This window comes from Hahella sp. CR1 (genome assembly GCF_029813005.1).
GTDB lineage: Bacteria > Pseudomonadota > Gammaproteobacteria > Pseudomonadales > Oleiphilaceae > Hahella.
In genome coordinates this window covers 51,554-74,268 of the sequence record NZ_JAPELK010000011.1, presented here as the reverse complement: position 1 = coordinate 74,268, position 22,715 = coordinate 51,554, and the positions used below count along the sequence as shown (strand labels likewise).

Genomic DNA, 22,715 nt, shown 5'->3' with positions numbered 1-22,715 from the left:
CCGAACTGAAACTCTGTCGCATTAACTTGCGGTAACCCGTAACCCCGCGTTCAAATGCTGGGATTATTCAGCGACCGCTTGATCAGCATGGTTTCCGGATAGGCTGCGCGCTGCAGAATATCCAGAAAACGAGCGGCTTCTTCCTCTTTCACGAACGGCCCTACTCTCACCCGATAGATCGAGTCTGTTTCCGGCTTGCTAACGAAGACCGGCGCATCCAGCAGCGAGCTGATGTGGTTGCGCACTTTAATCGCCCCCAGTTCCGTGCTGAACGCTCCCACCTGTAAAAAATATCCTTGCGCCGCGCCTGAAGATGTTGGTGTTGGCGCTGGCGCCGGAGCCGACGTCACAACGGGCTTGGAAGTCGCCGCGTGCGCTACCTGCGCCGGCGTCGTGGCTTCCGTCACCACTTCCACTCTTACGCGGGCGGTGCCCTTCTTGTCGTAACCCAGCTTTTTCGCCGCCGCGTAGGATAAATCAATCAGTCTACCGCCATGGAACGGCCCACGATCATTCACCCGCACGATCACGCTGCGGCCATTTTCCAGATTAGTCACCCGCACATAAGTAGGCAAAGGCAGGCTTTTATGGGCGGCGGTATAGTCATACATGTTGTATGTTTCGCCGTTGGACGTCTTATAGCCGTGAAACTTGGTTCCGTACCAGGAGGCCACGCCTTCTTCCACATAGCCGTCGCTGGTGTTCATCACGTAGTAGGTTTTACCCCAAACAGAATAAGGGCTTTTGTTACCGCCGCGACTACGCGGCTCTTTGCGGGGAGTCGGCTCTTTCAGGTGGCTCAGGTCCACATCGCCGTCCGGTCCCCGATCGTTCTGAATATGATAGCGGGAGGAAGGCGTCGTGGAGCACCCCGCCGCCAACAGGACCATCAGCAACGTCAGGGCGTTAAGCCCCAGTCGCGTCCGCTGGCCCGTCCGTATTGCTCGAATCATCGTTTCTTATCGCCTCACTGAGTTGGAACACCGCCATGGCGTATAAATCGCTGTGGTTATAGCGGGTTATCACATAAAAATTCTGTAGTCCCAGCCAATATTCCTTGCCGGATTCCGCCTCCAACGCCATCAGTCTGGCGCGAGTTTTATCATCCAATGACTCAGGGACGGGCACACCCGCCTTTTTTAATTTATCGACGCTTTGCGCCGGCTTCTGTTTCTTCGGCAATAACGAGGCTGGCGGCGCTTTTTGCATCTCGACCTGCATCGCCACGCCCTCGCCCTGACGCCAGCCATGCCGCGCCAGGTAATTGGCCACGCTGCCAATCGCATCCGTTTTGTCAGTCAGAATATCAGCAATCTTATCGTCATTAAAATCAACGGCATAGCTGCGGTAACTGCTAGGTATGAACTGCCCATACCCCATTGCGCCCGCATAGGAGCCCGTCAGGCTCATGACGTCGAAGCCCTGCTCCCGACCAAGCAACAGGTATTGCTCCAGTTCGCTGCGGAAGAACTTGCTACGCGGCGGGTAATCAAACGCCAGCGTGGATAAGGCGTCAATAACCCGGTAGCGCCCCTTATGGCGACCGTACAGAGTTTCCACGCCAATAATCGCCGTGATGACCTGCGCCGGGACGCCATATTGCGCTTCAGCCCGAAGCAACGCGTCCTTGTTCTCCTTCATAAACACCTTACCGCCGGCAATGCGCTGGTCGGTGAGAAATATCCGGCGATAATCCTTCCATTCCAGCACTTTCTCCGCCGGCCGCTTCATCGCGTCGATAATGTCCTGCTTTTTCTCCGCACCAGAGAAAATCTGCTGTAGCTGCGCCTTATCAAAGCCATGCTTGCTCGCCATGCTGGCGATAAATTTTTTGGCTTCCGGGTGAGTCTTATAGGCGACGTTTTCTTCCGCCGCATTCGCCACGCCTGCGCTCAACGCACTGAGTACAAGCATCGCCAGCGCGGACTTTTTTATTCTTTGAGGAATGTTCCAGGATTGCATAGATCCCCTTCGTCTCGGAGGAGGCCCCACCATAGAGCAGGACAGCCTTTTGAGTTTATCTGGACAGCATTTTCTTATGAGTATGAATCGACATCAGTATGCCGAACGACGCCATCAGGGTAAGCACGGACGTACCGCCGTAACTGACCAATGGCAAGGGCACGCCAACGACCGGCAGTATGCCGCTCACCATGCCCATATTGACGAAAACGTAAACGAAGAACGTCATGATCAGCGATCCCGCCAGCAGACGGGAAAACGTATCCTGACCGTTAGCCGCGATATATAGCCCGCGACCGATAATCATCATATACAGCGTAAGAATACAGGCCACGCCGATATAGCCGAACTCCTCCGCCAGCACAGCGATAATAAAGTCCGTGTGGCTCTCCGGCAGGAAGTCCAAATGGGATTGAGTGCCTTCCAGCCAGCCTTTACCGCCAAAGCCGCCGGAGCCAATCGCCGTTTTGGACTGAATGATATTCCAGCCTGTGCGTAAAGGGTCCGACTCGGGATCAAGGAACGTCAGCACCCGCTGCTTTTGGTAATCGTGCATAACGAAAAACCACATCGCCGGCGCCAGCGCCGCGACGCCCGCCAGACAGCCGAGAATCCAACGCAGTCCAAGTCCTGCGAATAACAACACGAAAACGCCTGACGCGGCGATCAGGATCGCCGTTCCCAAGTCAGGCTGCTTGGCGATCAAGGCGGCGGGGACAAAAATGATGATCAGCGCCCCGATAATATGTTTGAAAGATGGGGGTAAAATACGATCCGAGAGGTACCAGGCCACCATCATCGGTACCGCCAGCTTCATAAATTCCGATGGCTGCACCCGTACGCCAACGCCAGGAATTTTCAGCCAGCGCTGCGCGCCTTTGGCGTCGCTACCGAACACCAATACCGCCACCAAACCGGCCAGTCCAATAAAAAATACCCATGGGGCCCAGCGGCGAAATACTTGTGGATCAAATCGAGCCAGTATCAGCATCAAAGAAGAGGCGACAGCGAAGTGAATACCTTGTCTGGCCACATCAGACATGCTTTTTTCACTGCCGCTATACAGTACAAACAAACCGCCAAGCACCAGAGTCAGCAGCAAAGTAAATAGCGGAACGTCGATGTGAAGAATGCTGGCAAGCGTGCGAGGTCGACTGAAATGCGCCTCACCGCCGGGTAACTGCCTTACGAAATCGCTGCTTTTCATATCCCAGGTATCGATCTGCGTCGCCCAACTTCGGTCGGGACAAATGTTTATAGTAATAATCGCAACGGGACCCGCCCGCGCATCAATACAAATCTAGTTCAGGGCGAAGCCGCCTGCATCTGCCCTGGCTCCAGCTTAGGCCCAACCAGGTGAGCGTCAAACATCTTGCGCGCCACTGGCGCAGCTGCGCCGCTACCGCCTCCGCCGTTTTCAACCAATACCGCTACGGCGATTTTGGGGTTGTCCACTGGCGCAAACCCAACGAAAAGCGCATGGTCGCGATGACGCTCAGCGATGGCTTCCGCATCGTACACGGCATTCTGTTTGATGCCGATCACCTGCGCTGTCCCGGTTTTCCCCGCCATTTTGTAGGAGGAGTCCTTACCACTGGAACGGGCAGTGCCGTGACGCCCATGCATAACGCCTTCCATCGCCTTGATCACATAGTTCCAGTACCACTCCTGCTTGAGCGTAACGTCAGGAGGCGACTCAATATCCGCCACTTCACTTTCATTGATGGTCTTGATCAAACGGGGACGCACCCACTTGCCTCGATTAGCCAAAACCGCCGTCGCCGTGGCCAACTGCATGGGAGTGGAAAGCATAAAGCCCTGACCAATTCCCATATTCAACGAATCGCCAGGGAACCAGGGAAGTCGCCGCGCCGCACGCTTCCACTCCCGCGAGGGCAAGATGCCGTCCTGGGCTTCGTCGATGTCGTAAACCATCTGCTCGCCGAAGCCGAACTGCGCCATGTAGGCATACATATTATCGACCCCCATTTTGAAGGCCATGTCATAGAAGAAAACGTCGCAAGACTGCTCGATGGAGGCATTGAGGTCCACCCAACCATGGCCGGAGCGTTTCCAGTCGCGATACTTGCGGTCATCGTTTTTAAGTTGATACCAGCCTGGATCCCATACCCGGGAATTGACGTTGATGGTTTCCGTATCCAGTCCCGCCAGACCAAGAAATGGTTTGATGGTGGAGCCAGGCGGATACTGTCCCCGCAGAGCGCGGTTAAAGAGAGGGATGTCCGGCGAATCCTGCAACGCTTTGTAGGTCGCGGAGTCGATGCCGGTGACAAACAGGTTGGGATCAAAACTGGGCGTACTGACCAGCGCGAGAATCCCGCCAGTGGATGGCTCTATCGCCACGACCGCGCCCCGTCGGCCATCCAGCGCTTCGATGGCCGCGCGTTGTAAATTGACATCCAGATACAGTGAAATATCCGCGCCCGGGGTTGGCGCAACACGGTCAAGAACTCTCAGCACACGACCGCGCGCGTCAGTCTCTACCGTCTGATAGCCAACAGAACCATGCAGCAGGCTCTCATAATGGCGTTCCACCCCAAGCTTGCCGTAGTACTGTGTGCCGCTGTAGTTGGCGGGATCGACCTGTTTCAGTTCCCGCTCGCTGATGCGGCCGACATATCCCAGCACATGGGCCAGGGTGTCGCCCAACGGATAATAGCGGATCAACTCCGCCTCGACTTCAACCCCCGCGAGGCGGTGTCGGTTAACGGCGATGCGGGCAATTTCCTCCTCCGTCAGACGCGATTTCAGCGTCACTGACTCATAAGGCCGTCTGCGCTGCCCCATACGTTTTCGGAACGACTCCACATCGTCATCCGTAATCTCAAGAATGTCCTGCAGTTCCGCAATGGTGGCGTCCACGTCTTTGGTCCGCTCTTTCACCAGCGTGAGGGAAAATGTGGGTTGGTTATCCGCCAGCAAAACGCCGTTGCGATCATAGATCAGGCCACGAGTGGGCGTGATGGACTGCAATTGCATGCGGTTACGGTCGGAGAGGGTCTTATAGACTTCGTGTTGACTGATTTGCAGGTAGTAATAGCGGGCAAACAGCGCGATACTCAGGGCGATCACTCCCAGAGCAGCCCAAATGGCCCGATGAAAAAAAATGCGTTGCTCGCGGAAGTGGTCTTTCAGCTCTCGAGAAGCCATGGTTCTATGTGGTCAATACCGTCAGTTGCTGGTTATGTCAGGCTCCGCCGGTAGATATTATTCTGATCGCGGACGCAGGCGCTATTATCTTAGTCCTATCTATCCGAGGACGGTACTTACTATCTTTCCATTTTTCCCATACTTACCTTTTATTTTCCCTCTTCCTTAGCTTCCCTTATTTGAAAGGCAACTCAGCTCAGTCTTCAGTCCAGAATCAGGCTCAAGGGTCGGGGCCGTCAATACGACCCGCCCGCTGTCACCCTCGATCAGGCCAGACGCCAGTATAGCGATTACTCCCGGTGGTAAGGATGTCCTTGCAATATGGTCCAGGCTCGATAAAGTTGCTCTGCGAGCAGCACTCGAACCAACGGATGCGGCAGCGTCAGCGGCGACAGCGACCATTGCTGATTCGCTCTCGCTCGACACGCATTGCTCAACCCGTCCGGCCCCCCCACCAGCAAAGCGACATCCTGCCCGGACATACGCCAGCGCTCCATTTGTTGTGACAATTGAGGGGTGGACCAAGGCTTGCCTTCGACTTCCAATGCGACGACATGATCGCTAGAGCCCAGCGATTGCAAAATGCTCTCCCCTTCCTGGATCTTGAGCTTTTGCGGGTCCGCGTTCTTTTGACGCCTGGGCATGGGGATTTCGATGAGCTGCAAGGGCATGTCACGAGGCATACGTTTAACGTACTCGTTATAGCCCTGCTCAACCCAGCCAGGCATTTTACCGCCCACTGCGATTAGCTTTATCCGCACTGTAATTCTTTAATCGTCAATAAATACTTTATCGCCGGAATTACACGTGATGCGACATGGATTCCGCCACTGGCGAATCGCGCCAGAAGCGCTCCAGATCATAAAACTCCCGGGACGACGGCAGCATGACATGGACCACGATATCGCCCAGATCCACGAGGATCCAATCAGACGCCGCGCCGCCTTCAGAGCCCAGCGGACGGCCGCCGTTGGCTTTGACTTCAGCAATGACGTTATCCGCGATGGATTTAACGTGACGATTCGAGGTTCCGCTGGCGATGACCATGTAGTCCGTTACGCTAGTGCGGTCTTTTACATCCAGCACTGAGATATCTTTTGCTTTGATATCTTCCAGTGCCTTAATGACTATCTCTTTCAGATTTTCAGTCTCCATAACGCCTCATAGAGGGGGGGGTTAAAGAATATTTAAATAATGCGGCGCCCGCCGCCCGCAAGCGGTTTCCAATAACTGTCGCGTTGCAATAATTAAGGAAAAGCGCCCTAGGCATTCACAGCGCCATATAGACGATGCTGGCGAATATATCGCCACACCGAATCCGGTAGTAAGAAACGGGGGGATAGGCGCAAGCCGATTAGCTCACGCACCTTGGAACTGGAAATTCCCATTTGGGTAAGCGTAATAAATCCAACCTTTCCGGCAGGCTGGCGTATCAGGTCGTTATTGCTCTCTGCGGAGTGCTGACGCAAAAAATCTCCCAACTCACCTTGCTCACAAAATGACCAACCAGGTCTGTTAACCACCATTATATGGGCTAATTGAATAATTTCCAGCCATCTTCGCCATTTTGGCAGCGACTCAAAAGCGTCTGTCCCCATAACGAATACCAACGGCCGCTGATTACCGACCTCCTGACGCAGCTCCAACAGCGTATCCACCGTATAGCTGGCGCCGGTTCTGCGCACCTCAACTTCGTCAATGCGCAAGCCTGGTTCTCCTTCCAACGCCAGTCGCAGCATCGCCAGACGATGCTCGCCAGAGGCCTTGGGCGCGGCGCGATGGCGAGGGTCGCCACAGGGAATCAGGCGCACTTCCGCCATCTCGCCGAAGTGCTGCTGTAATTCCAGCGCCGTACGCAAGTGACCGAAGTGTATAGGGTCAAAAGTGCCGCCAAGCAGCACTATGGGAGAATGTTCCTGCATGATCAGGTAGGAAGTCTTTCCTCGCGCCCGTTACTGCCGAATATGGCCATCCCCGAGCACCACGTATTTTTGTGAGGTCAGTCCTTCCAAACCGACGGGACCGCGCGCGTGAATTTTATCGGTGGAAATGCCGATTTCCGCGCCCAGGCCATACTCGAAACCGTCTGCAAATCGCGTGGAAGCGTTGATCATCACTGAACTGGAATCCACCTCCGTCAGAAAACGACGGCCTTTGCTGTAGCTCTCTGTCACAATCGCATCAGTATGTTGCGAGCCATAGTGATTGATATGAGCAATCGCGCCGTCCAGATCTTCCACTACTTTGATGGCCAGAATCGGCGCCAGATATTCCTCAGACCAGTCCGCCTCTACCGCGCTCAACGCCTGTGGCAGGATTTCCCGGGTCCGCTCGCAGCCACGCAACTCAACGCCTTTCTCGGCGTAGGCTTGCGCCAACTGCGGCAAAATGGTTGCGGCGACAGGCGCGTCCACCAATAGCGTCTCCATGGTATTACACGTGCCATAACGCTGGGTTTTCGAGTTAACCGCAATAGTCAGGGCTTTATTCAGATCCGCATCGCGGTCAATAAAAACATGGCAGACGCCATCCAGATGCTTGATGACGGGCACCCGGGCTTCGCGACTGATGCGTTCGATCAATCCCTTGCCGCCACGAGGTACGATAACGTCGACATAGTCTGGCATGGTAATCAGTTCGCCCACAGCAGCCCGGTCCGTCGTCTTAATCACCTGCACCACCGACGCCGGCAAGCCTGCGGCTTTCAGACCTTTCTCGATACAAGCGGCGATCGCCTGATTGGAATGGATAGCTTCGGAGCCCCCACGCAGAATAGTGGCGTTGCCTGATTTCAAGCACAGGCTGGCCGCTTCAACGGTCACATTGGGACGAGACTCATAGATGATGCCCACTACGCCCAACGGCACGCGCATTTTGCCAACCTGAATTCCGCTCGGGCGATAGTTAAGGCCAGTGATTTCGCCTACCGGGTCCGGCAGCGCTGCAACCTGATGCAAACCTTCGATCATGGCGTCGATACGGGCTGGCGTCAGCTCCAGACGATCCAGCAATGCTGCATCCAGTCCATTCGCCCGACCGGATTCCAGATCCTTGCCGTTAGCGGCCATCAGTTCTTCTCGCGCGGCGTCGATAGCTTCCGCAGTAGCGATCAGCGCTTTGTTCTTGACGCCGGTGTCTGCTTTAGCAATCAAACGGGACGCCGAGCGGGCTTCGCTCCCCACTTCGTGCATGTAGGCATTTATATCCATGCAGTCTAAGACCTCTGCTTGGTATTTCCGAAACATGATGTAAACTGGCTATTATACATCAGCAAATGCTGAATAATACTGACAACTTATACTCAAATCCTCGATGCATAATATAAAACAACATGACGCCCGTTGAGCTGAACAACCAACTGCGCAGTAAAGCTTATTCTCTCGCGGCGGTGGTCGCCGCACTTCTGGCGCTGGGCGCCGCACTTTTCGCAGAGTGGTTGATGGCTGGCGTCTCCGGCGTATTCGCTGGCCTGCTGCTGGCCAACGGCAAGCTCAATCAACGCCATGGAGAGCAGCCAGCTCCGTTATGGTTGTCCCATGTGATAGTGGTATTTCTGGTGCTCATCACCCTGGCGGCTATGGTGCGCTACCCGGGCACCGCCGAACAATGGTGCTACATCGTGCCGTTGATCGCCTTTCTGATTTATCGGATTCAAGTGGCGACCATCGTCACTTCTGCTTACTCCATCGCGCTGGCGCTCGCGCTTATCGGCTACTATCAAGGGCCGGAAAAAGTGCAGATCTTCTTCATCTATCTATTAAGCCTGGCGATGTCTCTGGCTTTTGTGTATTTGCGTGAGATCAAAGAGCAGCAGCTCAAACCACTACGCCGTACCGATAACCTTACCCTCGCCTCCACTCGCGAATATCTGACTCAGGATCTCGACAAGGAAATCCAGCGCAGCGAGCGGGAGGGCACCGACTTGTCCATTCTGGCGTTGAGCATCGACAGCAACTCCCTGGAACACGCTTCCGCAGACGATAAAGACCACATCCTGCACAGGCTGGGGCGCATGTTGCACGAGAATCTACGCCTGTTCGACAGCTATTACCGCTATGAAAACGTGGACTTCATTATTCTGCTGCCTCACTGCAATTCCAGAGAGGCGGCGAAGAAGGCGTCACAACTGAGAGTAAAAGCCAAGCAGGCGTTAAGCACGCGCGAGATCACGGTCACCGTTAGCCTGGGGCTGGCGACGCTGAATGTGGGCGATACTCCGGAAACCCTGATCGCCAACGCCCGCCGCGCGCTCACATTCGCCCGTAACAAAGGCGCGAATCAACAGACTGAATTCCTGGAAATGGAATCCGAAGGAGGGGCGACACTTGCTGGCTGAGTCCTATCTACGCACCCGTACGCGTATCGCCTTATATCTGGCGACGTTATTCCTGCTGCTGTTCATGTCCGTGCAAAATGTGCGCTACGGCTTATACGACCTGTTTTACATGAGTATTCTGCTGGCGCCGGCAATGCTGTTCGGCGCTATTTACGCCTGGGCGCGACGCAGCGACCTGAACGCCTACGGCGGCCATCTCGCAGTGTTGACGGTCATGCTCGTCGTGGTCGCGCTGCAGTTAAGCGGCGGTCAAAAAGCGATCGTGCATTGGCTTTATGGCATCGGGCTGTTCAGCTTTCTGCTTCTCCCCTTGCGCCCCGCCTTCACGTTCAACATTGTCACCCTGCTTATCAGCAGCGTCGCCCTGTCCTACAGCGACTCGTTCTACAGCACGCTGCGTTTCGCCACCAGTTATGCGCTGTTAGTCGGCCTGGCCGGCGTTTACGCCTATTTGTATCACCATAAATCCCGCTTTCTGGTGCATGCCTCCATCAAGGACCCGCTCACCGGCGCCTATAACCAAAAGCACTTGGAGTTTTCGCTCAAACAGGAAATTTCCCGCTCGGAAGCCACCTCCCATCCTTTGTCTCTGGTGGTATTGGAAGTCGACTTTTTTGATCAGCAACGAGAAGTGCAAGGACAGAACTTCATTAACGAGCTGCTTTCTCAGTTTGGCGCCCAGCTTCTGCAAATGACCCGGGCTGGCGACAGCATCTATTACGTCGATAACGGCCGCTTTTTCATCATGCTGCCGATGACGCCGGAAGAAGGGCTGCTGGTGATTGCGGAGCGTTTACGCCGCAGTGTGGAGGAGCGCACCTGGCCAATCATCGACAGTCTCACTGTCAGCGTAGGCTGCCTGACGCGTAAATCCGGAGAAACGGATGATCAGGCGCTTACGGACCGTGCGCTGACCGCTTTGAAACAGGCCCAGCAGTCCGGCCATAACCGAGTGGTGCTGAGCAAGTCCAAATAACAGGGGCCGTACAGGCTCCTGCCGCCGCTTGGTAATTAAACCGCCGCCTTTTATTCTCGCCTGCTGCATACGCTTGCGTTGAAGCCGAACATTACCAGTCTTTCAGGGCGGAAAGTTAGAAAAACGGCCGTCTGCGGCATAAAATAGCCCGCCGAAAAGCGCTTTCCTGAAAATCTTACACAGGATGATGCGCCAATAGATTCAGTTGCAAAGGAAACACTGTGTCTCCGAACTCTCTTCTTATTTGGGTGCAACAACATCCTGACTGGTTAGCCATCGCCGTATTCCTGGTGGCGTTTCTGGAGTCCCTGGCTATCGCCGGCATTATTATTCCTGGCGTCGTATTGCTGTTTGGGCTGGCTGCGATTTGCGGCGGCGGCGCGCTCGCGTTGCAATGGACAATCATGGCGGCCTTCCTCGGCGCAGTCCTTGGCGATGGCTTGAGTTTCTATTTGGGTAAATACCTGGATGTCCGCGTTCGCGGGCTGTGGCCTTTGTCGAAATACCCTGACCTTCTGACTCAGGGTGAAAGCTTCTTTCAACGCCATGGCGGTAAAAGCGTCATTATCGGGCGCTTCATAGGCCCGGTCCGCCCCGTCATTCCCCTGGTGGCGGGGATGCTCAATATGAGCGCGCGCCGCTTTTTCACCTTTAATCTGCTGTCCGCTCTGGCCTGGGCGCCCTTTTATGTCGTACCCGGTTTTCTGGTCGGGGCCGCTATCGATACGCGCGCGCCACTGCCTCCACATTTCTACCCGGTATTAACAATCGTCGTTCTCATCCTGGTGAGCCTGGCCAGCTTGTTCACTCAGTTTCATTATCAACTGCGCCCCAGCGGCAAACTTTACCGCTCCCTGCTCCGTTTCGGCGCCAAGCGTCCAGGAGTCAGCCGTTTGTGGGCCAATAGTTACAGCCTTCGCGACGGCGTTAAAGAATATCCCATCAGCTCCTTTTTACTGGGTTCCTGCGCGTTGTTGCTTTTCATACTGTGGACTTTGTTGGTGATGAACACTGACGCAGTGTCGCACCTGAACGCCTGGGTCGCAGAGAATATGCAGCGCCTGCACACTCCTATTCTGGATTATCTCTTCATAGGCATGACGCTACTGGGCGACCCCACATTTCTATATATCGCCTTTGGATTCTTCGGCCTCTTATTACTGTTGCAGAAAAACCTGCGCCTGATGCTGTGTTGCGTCGGCGCGGGTTTGGTCACTCACGCCGCCACCACCGGGCTGAAACACTGGCTGCAGGTCGCGCGGCCGGAGGCGCTGCTGGCGCCGGCGTCTTTCGCCTACCCAAGCGGCCATACCAGCGGCGCAGTACTGGTCTACGGATTAGCGACATCAATGCTGGCGCGGGAGTTCAGTCCACCACGACGCTGGCCGATCTATATTTCCGGCGCGATGGCCGCCTTGCTGGTGGCGTTCAGCCGTCTGTACCTGGGCGTGCATTGGTTTTCGGATGTCGTCGGCGGCGCCTTACTGGGGCTGACGGTCTGTGGTTTCGCCCGGGTGGCGCAGAGTCATTTCGACAGAACTCCCATGTGGCGGGGCGGCTGGCGTTATGGGTTGTTATTCGGATTTGTTCTGGCGGCGTGCGCCTATCTTGGTTGGACCATGCCGGAAGCCGTCAGTATTCAAATGCAGAGATAAAGCAGAAATAAGACAAAGTCAAAAGACACCCTGGGCTACTCCGCCAACGCGTGAATAAGGTAGCGAATTTGCTCAAGCCGATAGATGGGATCGTCAAGGGTCAACAGATACTGTTTATCCTCCATCGCCAGCGGCAACAGTTCCACCAGGCGCCACCCCACATCACGGGCGTCTTGAAAGTCCACGCTCATGCCCAGCGCCTGTATCACTGGATGACGCAAAAGATCTCCCAGAAGGTCCGCCAGCTCGGAGTATTGTTCAGGGGTTTCCGTCGGCGTCTCCAGACCTAACGCTTCGACTTTAGCCACATATAATCCATCGCTTTGCCTATGTGCGTGGGAAATGCTCACCTTGCACTCGCCTTCCGCGGTGATTCCCAAGAAGCCGTTAGGCAGCTGCTGGAAGTCGACAACCCTTGCGTAGGAGCCAACGTCAAAGAAAGTACAGTCTCCGCTCGCCTCCTTGCCGTCTTTGATCAGCACAACGACGAACCCTTCGTGAGATTTCAGACAACGGCTGATCATGGACAGATAACGTTGTTCGAATATCTGCAGCGGCAATCGCCCCTTTGGGCACAACACGGAATTCAGCGGAAATATAGGGAACTCTTTCGTCATTATCGCAGCATCCACCCCGTTAAGCCGGGGAACAGCGCCTGTCTGTTCGCCTTGCGTCGCTCCTTACGCGTCAAAGCGGCCTAATCTCAGATATTAGACCGCCTATGTGAAATGGCAAGTTACTGAAACAAAAGGCCCTGACTTGCGTCGCCACGCTGGCTATATTTGTTTCATAATCATGAAAACAACGCACCAAGCAGAGTTAAACCAAGCCCAACATGTCTTTATCCGATCGCCTCCCTATCGTCACCGGTCTGGCCGGCGTATCCGCCACAGAGAATTCACGCGCCCGATTCTGGGGGCAGATTTTGGAGTGGCCAATGATGCTGTTGGCGATCTGGATCATTATCGAGTGGTATTTACAGGCCAACGATGAGTTGTCCGGCGACGCGCTGCTTATCACAGACTGGCTGATCTGGCTGTTCTTTATCGTGGAGACGCTCCTGCTCACCGCCCTGGTGGACAAAAAAACCTATTACCTGCGCAATAATTGGGTCAACCTGATCATCATTCTGTTCGGCTGCCCGCTGATTTGGTGGTTCTCGCCGCTGGCCGGCGCGTTACGCACCCTGCGGTTGCTGGTTATGTTCAGCCTGTTGCTGCAGATTTCCGGCACCGCGCGACGCCTTCTCTCTCGGCACAATCTAGGCAACACGCTGTTTATCGGTTTTATCGTGATTGTTATGGCGGGGTTTATCATCGCAGGACTGGATCCCGCCATTGAAACGCCCTGGGACGGGGTCTGGTGGGCCTGGGTCACGGTGACGACGGTCGGCTATGGCGATATAGTGCCGACCAGCACCATCGGAAGACTGTTCGCCTCCTTTTTGATTCTTCTCGGCATGGCGTTGTTTTCATTACTGACAGCGGGCTTTTCCGCCTTCTTCGTTTCTCAGGACGAAAAAGATCAAGTACGCCGCGATCTGGAAATTCTGAACAAGCTGAACGATCTGGAAATGAAGATGGAGCGGATGGAGCGCCATATCACCGTGTTAGCGGAGGAAGTTAACGTCAAAAACAATGGTCGTTCCGATGCGGCGGAAGATCCGGACCCGCAACAAACGCCGGACGTTTAGTCCGTCAACAAACGCCGCACGCTGTTGATTTCTTCTTCCGCCATTTGCAGCACCTGCAGGCTACGCTGTGGCGATAATTCACCCAGGGCCAATTTATGGAAGGCGGGAACCTGATCCAAGGGCGGTATGACGCCATGCTCCGGTTTGCCAATATATGAATGGATCTGCGCCACGATCACCAGATCCGCATAGGTGGGCGTCTCCTGGCCGGAATCGTACATGTAGTCTTCGGCATGGCGCGCCGCCGCCACAAAGGCGTCAGGAAACTCCCAGCTCTCCAGTAAGGCGCAACCGATTTCCTGCCGCAGCTCCATAATCAGGCTCTCCAGCATGTCCTCGTGAGTCCGCAGCGCCGGATGTTCTTCCGCGTACATAATCACCGGCACCACGCCGATGTCATGGAGAATGCCCGCCAGCAACGCCTGCTCCGGCTTGATGCCCGGCGTCATGCGCGCCAGCACAAATGAGATCGCGCCCACATCGGAGGAGTGTCGCCAGAGCTTGGTCATGCGTTTTTGCAGCATGGCGTTCTTGCTGCGGAAGATCTCCCGCAGCGTGAAAATCGTAATCAATTGTCGTGTGGTGTCCAACCCCAGGCGCACCACCGCGTCCTCACAGCACTCGATTTCCTTGAAGCCTCTATATAAGGGGCTGTTGGCGGAGCGAATCAATTTCGCCGTCAGCACAGGATCGCGCACGATCACTTTGGATATATCGTTGAGGTGAAAGTTGGGCTGCTCTGTGACATGACGAATACGCATCGCCATATCAGGTAAACTGGGCAAGGTCAGCCGATGCGCATTTAAATCCTGGTAAAACGAGGTGATCAACGAATAGGCCGGATGCTCCGTGCGGTCCACCTGCGACACGCCTTCGCCAATCTGATAGTCCAAAGGCGCGTCCTTCAGCATGCGGGTCAAGGTCGGCTGGTCCACCACCAGCATCACACAGGGCGACTTCGCTTTGACTTCATAGCGGCGAGGCTGCAAATGCGCGACGGGTTGGCGCGCCGCCTGAGACGCAGCAGCGATCAACGCCGTACGTCCATCTTCCGCCGTCAACGCGACTTCGCCTTCCAGCAGAAAATAGTCATAGCTGTCCTGACTTCCCAAGTCGAGAATCTTGGCGCCTTTGGAGTAGCGCCGATAATCCGCTCGGGAGGACAAAACCACCAACTGCGGGTCAGACAGCTTGGCCAGTAGAGAAAAGTGCTTCAGTCGCGACAAGTCAGAGCTTGCCTGATCAAGGGATTCTGATGACATGGGAGGCGCATTCCGGTTGGCTCACACTCTACAGTAGCAAGTCTAGACCTATATCCAAGTTGGGGCGACCTGTATCGGCAAAAGAATTTATGGGGTCAGGCAAGTTTGCTATCCTGTAGCCGATGAGTGCTTTTCGTTAGCTGTTTTAATAACCACGGAGTATAACCATGCCCGAATACCGCTCCAGTACCACTACCAAAGGCCGTAATATGGCTGGGGCTCGCGCTCTTTGGCGCGCCACCGGTATGAAGACCGAAGACTTTTCCAAACCCATTATCGCCGTTGTGAACTCTTTTACCCAGTTCGTCCCCGGGCATGTTCATTTGAAAGACCTGGGCCAGCTGGTGTGCAGGGAAATTGAAGCCGCCGGCGGCGTCGCAAAAGAATTCAACACCATTGCGGTGGACGATGGCATCGCCATGGGGCATGACGGCATGCTGTATAGCCTGCCCTCCCGGGAAATCATCGCCGACTCTGTGGAATACATGGCCAACGCCCATTGCGCTGACGCGCTGGTGTGCATCTCCAACTGCGACAAGATCACTCCGGGAATGCTGATGGCGGCGTTGCGCCTGAACATCCCCACTATTTTCGTTTCCGGCGGACCGATGGAAGCGGGTAAAACCAAGCTTTCCGAGCACAAGCTGGATCTGGTGGACGCCATGGTCATCGCGGCGGACTCCAGCGCCTCCGACGAACTGACCGAAGAGTACGAACGCTCCGCCTGCCCGACTTGCGGCTCCTGTTCCGGGATGTTCACGGCGAACTCCATGAACTGTCTGACTGAAGCCATCGGCCTGTCCCTGCCTGGCAACGGCACCACTCTGGCGACTCACTCTGATCGTGAACAACTGTTCCTGAACGCAGCGCGCCGCATCGTCGACTTGACCAAGCGTTACTATCAAGACGAAGACACGTCTGTATTGCCGCGCTCCATCGCCAGCTTCAAGGCTTTTGAAAACGCCATGACCCTGGACATCGCCATGGGCGGCTCCACGAACACCATTCTGCATCTGCTGGCGGCGGCTCAGGAAGCCGAAGTGGATTTCAGCATGACCCACATCGACCAACTGTCGCGGAAAGTCGGCCAGTTCTGTAAGGTCGCCCCCAACACGCCTAAGTATCATATCGAAGACGTGCATCGCGCCGGCGGCATCATGGCGATTCTGGGTGAGCTGGATCGCGCGGGACTGCTGCATACCGACCTTCCCACAGTGCACAGCGACACGATGAAAGACGCCCTGGACAAATGGGATGTCATGCGCAACAACGATCCGGAACTGCATAAGTTCTTTAAAGCCGGTCCGGCGGGCATCCCGACCCAGCAGGCCTTTAGCCAGTCCACGCGCTGGTCATCGCTGGATCTGGATCGCGAAAACGGCTGTATCCGCAGCGCAGAGCATGCGTTCAGCCAACAAGGCGGTCTGGCTGTGCTGTACGGCAACATCGCCGAAGACGGCTGTATCGTAAAAACTGCGGGCGTCGATGAAAGCATTCTGCTGTTCAAAGGCAAAGCCAGAATCTTCGAGAGCCAGGATGACGCCGTAAAAGGCATTCTGAACGACCAGGTAAAAGAAGGCGACGTGGTGATCATTCGCTACGAAGGCCCTAAAGGCGGTCCGGGCATGCAGGAAATGCTGTATCCCACCAGCTACCTGAAGTCGAAAGGACTTGGCAAAGCCTGCGCCCTGCTCACCGACGGACGTTTCTCCGGCGGCACCTCCGGTCTATCCATCGGCCACTGCTCTCCTGAAGCTGCGGCGGGCGGCGCTATCGGGCTGATTGAGGAAGGCGATGAAATCATCATTGATATTCCCAACCGCGGCATCAACGTCAGTCTGACGCCAGAGCAGCTCAATGAGCGCCGTCAGGCGATGGAAGCCAAAGGCGCCGACGCCTGGAAGCCTGCGCAACCGCGTCCGCGTAAAGTGACAACGGCATTGAAAGCCTACGCGCTGCTGGCGACATCCGCCGATAAAGGCGCCGTGCGTGATAAAGAGCTACTGAAGTAATCTGTAAAAGTTCAGATCTGATATCGCCCCACCCGTGCGGAGCCAGTCTCCGCACGGGCTTCACATTGACGCCGCGTCTAAAGCAACACTGCCTCCCCTCACCAACGCTTCCTTTGTTGTTCACCCTGTCAGAACTGTTGCTTCTTGGTTCCCTGCTTGGCTTCCGCCGTCAGAGGGTCTTCCGGCCAGGGATGTTTGGGGTAACGGCCGCGCATGTCTTTGCGCACATCCGGATAGCTATTGCGCCAGAAACTGGCTAAATCACTGGTCACCGCCAGCGGTCTTTGCGAAGGGGATAACAAGTGAATCACCACAGGTACTTGCCCCCCGGCCACTCGCGGCGTTTCCGTCCAACCGAACAGCGCCTGTAGTTTAGCCGCCAGCACTGGACCGCTCTCCGCCAGATAATCCAGTGTCACTTTTTGCCCGGTTGGAATCGTCAATGCGACTGGCGCCTGAGCGTCGAGAGCCTGTTGTGCGGCGTAGTCGACCAATGTTTTCAGGGCCGACAGCAAGTCCAGTTTTTGCAGTCCCGCCCAGTTGGAGACGCCATTGAGGAAAGGACCGAGCCAGTTTTCCAGGTCCGCCAGTAAGGCGTCATCGCTCAACTCCGGCCATGCGTCAGGTTGTTGCCTGCGCATTAAAGTCACGCGGGCGCGCCATTGCCGTGCGGCATCGCTCCATGGCAGGCTGTCCAGGCCTTTGCGCCGTACAGCGGTCAACAGCGCCTCCCTAATCAGCTCCGGACTCACCGCAACGGGTCGCTCTTCCAGAATCAATGCGCCCAGCCGTTTGACTCGACGCGCCACCACCGTGCCTCGCTGATCATCCCAATCCGCTTGGTCTTCAGTGACGATATGAGCGCTCAAATCCAGCTCAAAATCGCCAGGACTCAAGGCCGCCGCCAAGTATATTCGGGACTCCCGCGCCTGACCATCAAGGTCGGCCGCCACCAGCCAAGTCTCTCGCCCCAGCGAGTCTTCTTCCGCCAGCGCCGCGCCGCGTCCATTACTGAGCTGGTAACGGGGACTTGAGCAAGTGCGCCGTCGGGCGATGCGGTCTGGGTAGGCCAACGCGAGTAGCCGGCCGACCGCATCCATCCCAAGCTCGTCAGAGGCTTTGCCGTCTATAAGCTTGCGCACATCCTGACGTACGCTTTCCAAGCGTCGGCGATCCAGCCCGGCGCCTTTGTATTCCCCGCGCAGGGCTCGCACACGCTGCTGCAGATCTGCGCCGGCATCCCGCCCCAGCAGATCCCGCTCGCCCAGGAGCGCCGCGACTTCCGCCGCAAGCACCGGCGCGCCGATCGCTTTCCCCATCACCACCATATGCGCCAAACGGGGGTGGACGCCGAACTCGCGCAGACTTTCCCCATGAGAGGTAATTGCGCCAGTCTCATCCAGCGCGTCCAACCAGCGCAACATATCGACCGCCTGTCGCCAGTGCGCCATCGGCGGTGGGTCCAGCCAAACTAAGTCCTGTGGCTGACGCGCGCCCCATCGAGCCAGCTCCAGCACCAAGGGAGCCAAATCCGCTTCCAGTATTTCCGCCGGGGTAAAAGGTCTCAATCCCTGCTGCTCCGTCTCCGACCAGAGGCGATAGCATACGCCGGGCTCCAACCTGCCAGCGCGGCCTTTGCGCTGCTCCGCCGACGCTTTTGACACTCTGCCCGTCGTGAGGCGAGTCATGCCGCTGTTGGCGTCAAAGATCGCGCGACGCTGCAGGCCCGCGTCAATCACCACGCGCACGCCCTCAATGGTCAAACTGGTTTCCGCAATAGCCGTGGCGAGAACCACTTTTCGTTCGCCCTCCACACAAGGCAGAATCGCCTGATCCTGCTCTTCCGCTTTGAGGTTGCCGTACAAAGGCGCTAAACGCACCCCGTTTGGCAAGTGCTCCGCCAAGGCGTCATGAACCCGTCGAATCTCGCCTACACCGGGTAAAAACACCAGCAGCGAGCCGCTTTCTTCCGCCAGCGCCTCTCGCACCACCGCAACCGTTTTCTCTACTGGTCGCTGCTCCCGCTGCAAGGGCCGATAGCGCACCTCCACGGGATAGGCGCGCCCTTCGCTGGTCAGCACTGGCGCATTTTCCAGCAGCTTGGCCAGAGGCGCGGTATCCAGGGTCGCGGACATGACCAGCATCCGCAAATCTTCCCGCAGAGCCTGTTGGCTCTCACGCACCAAAGCCAAGCCCAGGTCCGCCTGCAGAGAACGTTCGTGAAACTCGTCGAACAGCACCGCTGCATAGTCTTCCAGGGCGGGATCAGATTGAATCAGGCGGGTCAAAATGCCTTCGGTCACCACTTCGATACGGGTATCGGCGGAAACTTTGGTGTCCTGTCGAGTACGATAACCGACTCGGCGTCCAACCGGCTCTCCCAGTTGCTTTGCCATAAAGCGAGCGGCGGAGCGCGCCGCTAACCGGCGCGGCTCCAGCATCAGAATTTTGCGGTCGTCGCGCCAGGGCGAATCCAACAGCGCCAAAGGTACCCGAGTGGTCTTACCGGCCCCTGGCGGGGCCTGCAACAGTACCGTGGAGTGAGCTTCCAGAGTGGTTAGAAGCTCAGGGATAATGTGATCGATGGGGAGCATGGAGACTGAGGCGTTATGACCGCTCAAAGACGACAAAGTCATGGGGATATTGATTTTTCTCATCCGCCGGATGCGACTCGCGAGAAGTTTCACGCCAGTCAGCAGGGTCAAGCTCTGGGAAAAACGCATCGCCCTGCACTGAGGTCTTCACCTCCGTCAGGTAAACACGCTGAGCCGCCGCCAGTCCCTGCCGGTATAATTCGGCGCCGCCAATCAGCATGACTTCCTCCACGGGCTCGCGCTCAGCCAGAGACACGGCCTCTTCCAGAGAATGCGCCACGCTGACGCCATCATGACGCCAGTCTTTATTGCGCGTCACCACGATATTGGTTCGGCCCGGCAATGGACGCCCGATCGAATCGAAGGTCTTGCGCCCCATAATAATGGGCTTACCCATGGTGACCCGCTTGAAATACTGCAGGTCATTGGATAAACGCCAGGGCAGCGTATTTTCCACGCCAATAGCGCCATTCTCGGCGCGGGCGACAACGATTGATAAAACTGCGCTCATATCTTCGCTCCTTACACTGCTACCGGCGCTTTAATATGAGGGTGCGGGTCGTATCCCGTGATCTCAAAATCTTCAAACTCATATTCAAACAGCGACGCCGGCTTGCGACGAACCTGCAATTTCGGCAGCGGACGTGGTTCGCGGCTTAGCTGCTCATCCGCCTGATTTAGATGATTGTTGTACAGGTGCACATCGCCGCCGGTCCAGATGAAATCCCCCACCTCTAGGTCGCATTGCTGCGCAAACATATGCGTCAGCAGCGCGTAGCTAGCGATATTGAAAGGCACGCCCAGGAAAATATCGGCGCTGCGCTGGTATAACTGGCAGGACAAGCGTCCTTCCGCCACATAGAACTGGAACATGGCGTGACAGGGAGGCAGCGCCATCTGATCCACAAACGCGGGGTTATACGCCACCACCATATGACGACGGGAGTCCGGATTGTTTTTGATCTGCGCCAGCACATTGGAAATCTGATCGATATGCTCACCATTCGGCGCCGGCCAGCTGCGCCACTGATAGCCATAGACAGGCCCTAAGTCGCCGCTTTCATCCGCCCACTCGTCCCAGATACTGACGCCATTGTCTTTCAGGTACTTGATATTGGTGTCGCCGTTCAGAAACCACAGCAATTCATAAATGATCGAACGCAAGTGCAGCTTCTTGGTGGTCACCAGGGGAAACCCCTGCTGCAGGTCGAAGCGCATCTGATAACCGAATACGCTACGGGTGCCGGTGCCAGTGCGGTCAGTTTTTACGGCCCCTTGCTCGCGCACATGGCGCATCATGTCGAGATACTGTTTCATATGACGTCTACTAACTCCGCGCCGCTTTTGCTTCCGCCCCATAAACGGTGCGGCCATAAATAATGAAAGCCACCCCAATCACAATCATCGGGGTTGATAATACCTGACCCATGGTCAGCCAGCCCCATGCAAGGTAGCCTAGCTGAGCATCTGGCTCACGCACGAACTCCACCAGGAAACGGAAGCAGCCGTAGCACAGCAGGAACAGGCCGGAGACGGTCATGCGCGGGCGGGGTTTGGCGGAATAGAACCATAGGATCAAAAACAGGGCGACGCCTTCCAGCGCGAATTGATAAAGCTGCGAGGGATGGCGCGCCAGATGCGTCGGGTCGCGCGGAAACACCATGGCCCAGGGAACATCAGACGCCCTGCCCCAGAGTTCGCCGCCAATAAAGTTGCCCAGGCGCCCTGCGCCCAAGCCGATTGGCACCAGCGGCGCTACAAAATCCGCTACTTGAAAGAAAGACAGTCCCAGTGAACGACCGTAAGCCCACATGGCGATAATCACGCCAATCAGTCCACCGTGGAATGACATGCCGCCAGTCCAGACTTCAAACAACCAGATGGGATCATCCAGAAACTGTTCAAAGTTATAGAAAATGACATAGCCAACACGCCCGCCCAATACGACGCCAAGCGCGCACCAGAAGATCAGGTCCGCCACTTGCTGCTCCTGCATGGGCGCATGCGGCTGGTGCGAACGGTGCTTACCCAGCATCCAGGCCGCGGCGAAGCCCAGCAGATACATCAGGCCATACCAATGCACGCTCAGCGGCCCAACGGCAAAAGCCACCGGGTCGATATTCGGATAGTCAAACCAACGTTCTGTCACAATTGTCCCCACGCTTGATATAGAAACCGGCCGCCCACAACAAACAGCAGCACTGAGAAAATTCGTTTAAGCACGTCTCCAGGCAGACGGTGAGCCAATTTAGCGCCCAGGCTCGCGAAGGGCATGCTGGTGATCGCGATCCCCGCCAAAGCCGGCAGATAGATGAACCCCAGACTATATTCCGGCAGCGACGCTTCGCTCCATCCTTCCCAGATATTAGTGACGGCGCCCATGAGCGCGATCGGCAGCCCACAAGCGGCTGAGGTGCCCACTGCCTGTTGCATGCGCACGTTACACCATGTCAGATAAGGCACCGACAGGGAGCCGCCGCCAATGCCGAATATGGCGGACGCCCAGCCGATGCCGCCGCCAACGCCTGCCAATACGCTATCGCCAGGCAGGCTTCTATGGGGTTTGGGCTTCAACGCCAACGCCATTTGCACGCCGATAGTGATGGCGAATATCCCGATGACCAGTTTCAACTGCGCCGCTGGCATCAATGAGGCCGTCTGCGCGCCCAATACCGCGCCCACCATCAGTCCTACCGCCATGGGACGGAACACGCGCCAATTCACCCCTTGCTTCTGATGATGCGCACGGATCGAGTTGATAGATGTGAAAATAATGGTCGCCAGGGACGTGCCAACGGCCAAATGCGTGGCGACGCTTGGGGCCACATTCTGTAGTTCGAAGCTGAAAATCAATGCAGGGACAATAATCAATCCGCCGCCGATGCCGAACAGTCCGGCCAACACTCCCGCTAGCGCGCCCAAAGCCAAATACGCCAGGAATACCATTTCGCCCCCATAGGATCAGGCCGCTCCGCCAGGAGCCCCGTATAAAGAAGGTGGTATGATACATAAATTAAGGACTCTGTGCTTTTCGAATTCCACGCACGTCTGGGA

20 protein-coding genes are annotated in these 22,715 nt (G+C 56.2%); 5 read left to right on the top strand and 15 right to left on the bottom strand.

Annotated elements, in window-relative coordinates; all coding sequences use genetic code 11:
• Positions 1-50: 50 nt before the first annotated feature.
• The 8 genes from ONV78_RS23520 to ONV78_RS23485 all read right to left on the bottom strand — a co-directional run bounded on the left by ONV78_RS23520 (position 51) and on the right by ONV78_RS23485 (position 8,342).
• Positions 51-953 carry a septal ring lytic transglycosylase RlpA family protein gene (locus ONV78_RS23520; RefSeq protein WP_279506859.1) on the bottom strand — a complete coding sequence of 301 codons (903 nt, stop codon included), beginning with the start codon at positions 951-953 and terminating at the stop codon, positions 51-53.
• A complete protein-coding gene (gene mltB, locus ONV78_RS23515; protein WP_279506858.1) occupies positions 907-1,962 on the bottom strand; it encodes a lytic murein transglycosylase B in 1,056 nt (351 codons plus the stop codon). The genes ONV78_RS23520 and mltB overlap by 47 nt, the downstream gene beginning before the upstream one ends.
• Before the next feature lie 55 nt (positions 1,963-2,017).
• Positions 2,018-3,169 (bottom strand): rod shape-determining protein RodA, encoded by a 1,152-nt coding sequence (gene rodA / locus ONV78_RS23510; RefSeq protein WP_279506856.1) that lies wholly within the window; start codon positions 3,167-3,169, stop codon positions 2,018-2,020.
• A 98-nt stretch (positions 3,170-3,267) separates the two neighbouring features.
• Entirely contained in the window at positions 3,268-5,133 is a 1,866-nt protein-coding gene (gene mrdA / locus ONV78_RS23505) for a penicillin-binding protein 2 (protein WP_279506853.1), read from the bottom strand.
• 290 nt (positions 5,134-5,423) lie between these two features.
• The gene (gene rlmH, locus ONV78_RS23500) at positions 5,424-5,894 is read right to left on the bottom strand and encodes a 23S rRNA (pseudouridine(1915)-N(3))-methyltransferase RlmH (protein WP_279506852.1); all 471 of its coding nucleotides are present in this window, start codon (positions 5,892-5,894) and stop codon (positions 5,424-5,426) included.
• 40 nt (positions 5,895-5,934) lie between these two features.
• Positions 5,935-6,288, bottom strand: coding sequence for a ribosome silencing factor (rsfS, locus tag ONV78_RS23495; RefSeq protein ID WP_011399554.1), 354 nt, complete (start codon positions 6,286-6,288; stop codon positions 5,935-5,937).
• A 107-nt stretch (positions 6,289-6,395) separates the two neighbouring features.
• Positions 6,396-7,055 carry a nicotinate-nucleotide adenylyltransferase gene (gene nadD, locus ONV78_RS23490; protein WP_279506850.1) on the bottom strand — a complete coding sequence of 220 codons (660 nt, stop codon included), beginning with the start codon at positions 7,053-7,055 and terminating at the stop codon, positions 6,396-6,398.
• 30 nt (positions 7,056-7,085) lie between these two features.
• Positions 7,086-8,342 carry a glutamate-5-semialdehyde dehydrogenase gene (locus ONV78_RS23485; RefSeq protein ID WP_279506848.1) on the bottom strand — a complete coding sequence of 419 codons (1,257 nt, stop codon included), beginning with the start codon at positions 8,340-8,342 and terminating at the stop codon, positions 7,086-7,088.
• 122 nt (positions 8,343-8,464) lie between these two features.
• Between ONV78_RS23485 and ONV78_RS23480 the strand changes: the two genes are divergently transcribed.
• From ONV78_RS23480 to ONV78_RS23470, 3 genes are all read left to right on the top strand, one after another.
• The gene (locus ONV78_RS23480) at positions 8,465-9,469 is read left to right on the top strand and encodes a GGDEF domain-containing protein (RefSeq protein ID WP_216736769.1); all 1,005 of its coding nucleotides are present in this window, start codon (positions 8,465-8,467) and stop codon (positions 9,467-9,469) included.
• The gene (locus ONV78_RS23475; protein WP_216736768.1) at positions 9,459-10,445 is read left to right on the top strand and encodes a GGDEF domain-containing protein; all 987 of its coding nucleotides are present in this window, start codon (positions 9,459-9,461) and stop codon (positions 10,443-10,445) included. The genes ONV78_RS23480 and ONV78_RS23475 overlap by 11 nt, the downstream gene beginning before the upstream one ends.
• A gap of 221 nt (positions 10,446-10,666) precedes the next feature.
• Positions 10,667-12,100, top strand: coding sequence for a bifunctional DedA family/phosphatase PAP2 family protein (locus ONV78_RS23470; protein WP_279506844.1), 1,434 nt, complete (start codon positions 10,667-10,669; stop codon positions 12,098-12,100).
• 35 nt (positions 12,101-12,135) lie between these two features.
• Here ONV78_RS23470 and ONV78_RS23465 read toward each other — a convergent pair whose 3' ends face one another.
• The gene (locus ONV78_RS23465) at positions 12,136-12,717 is read right to left on the bottom strand and encodes an LON peptidase substrate-binding domain-containing protein (RefSeq protein ID WP_279506842.1); all 582 of its coding nucleotides are present in this window, start codon (positions 12,715-12,717) and stop codon (positions 12,136-12,138) included.
• Positions 12,718-12,935: 218 nt separating this feature from the next.
• Here ONV78_RS23465 and ONV78_RS23460 point away from each other — a divergent pair, with 218 nt between their 5' ends.
• The gene (locus tag ONV78_RS23460) at positions 12,936-13,793 is read left to right on the top strand and encodes a potassium channel family protein (protein ID WP_279506841.1); all 858 of its coding nucleotides are present in this window, start codon (positions 12,936-12,938) and stop codon (positions 13,791-13,793) included.
• Here the strand turns inward: ONV78_RS23460 and ONV78_RS23455 are convergent.
• Positions 13,790-15,055, bottom strand: coding sequence for an HDOD domain-containing protein (locus tag ONV78_RS23455; protein ID WP_216736764.1), 1,266 nt, complete (start codon positions 15,053-15,055; stop codon positions 13,790-13,792). The two genes, ONV78_RS23460 and ONV78_RS23455, sit on opposite strands and share 4 nt — an antisense overlap.
• Positions 15,056-15,222: 167 nt before the next feature.
• On the opposite strand from ONV78_RS23455, the gene ilvD reads away from it, so the two are divergent.
• The gene (gene ilvD, locus ONV78_RS23450) at positions 15,223-17,067 is read left to right on the top strand and encodes a dihydroxy-acid dehydratase (protein WP_279506839.1); all 1,845 of its coding nucleotides are present in this window, start codon (positions 15,223-15,225) and stop codon (positions 17,065-17,067) included.
• Positions 17,068-17,195: 128 nt separating this feature from the next.
• Here the strand turns inward: ilvD and hrpB are convergent, their stop codons facing one another.
• Genes hrpB through ONV78_RS23425 form a run of 5 tightly spaced genes read right to left on the bottom strand, consistent with a single transcriptional unit; the run spans position 17,196 to position 22,607 of the window.
• Complete coding sequence (hrpB, locus tag ONV78_RS23445; RefSeq protein WP_279506837.1) at positions 17,196-19,724, bottom strand: ATP-dependent helicase HrpB; 2,529 nt, start codon at positions 19,722-19,724, stop codon at positions 17,196-17,198.
• On the bottom strand, positions 19,675-20,172 hold the full coding sequence (locus ONV78_RS23440) for a dihydrofolate reductase (protein ID WP_279506836.1): 498 nt from the start codon (positions 20,170-20,172) through the stop codon (positions 19,675-19,677). Before ONV78_RS23440 ends, hrpB begins: the two co-directional genes overlap by 50 nt.
• A gap of 11 nt (positions 20,173-20,183) precedes the next feature.
• A complete protein-coding gene (gene thyA / locus ONV78_RS23435) occupies positions 20,184-20,978 on the bottom strand; it encodes a thymidylate synthase (RefSeq protein WP_279506835.1) in 795 nt (264 codons plus the stop codon).
• A gap of 10 nt (positions 20,979-20,988) precedes the next feature.
• Complete coding sequence (lgt, locus tag ONV78_RS23430; RefSeq protein WP_279506834.1) at positions 20,989-21,810, bottom strand: prolipoprotein diacylglyceryl transferase; 822 nt, start codon at positions 21,808-21,810, stop codon at positions 20,989-20,991.
• Positions 21,807-22,607, bottom strand: coding sequence for a sulfite exporter TauE/SafE family protein (locus tag ONV78_RS23425; RefSeq protein WP_279506832.1), 801 nt, complete (start codon positions 22,605-22,607; stop codon positions 21,807-21,809). Before ONV78_RS23425 ends, lgt begins: the two co-directional genes overlap by 4 nt.
• Positions 22,608-22,715: the final 108 nt, after the last annotated feature.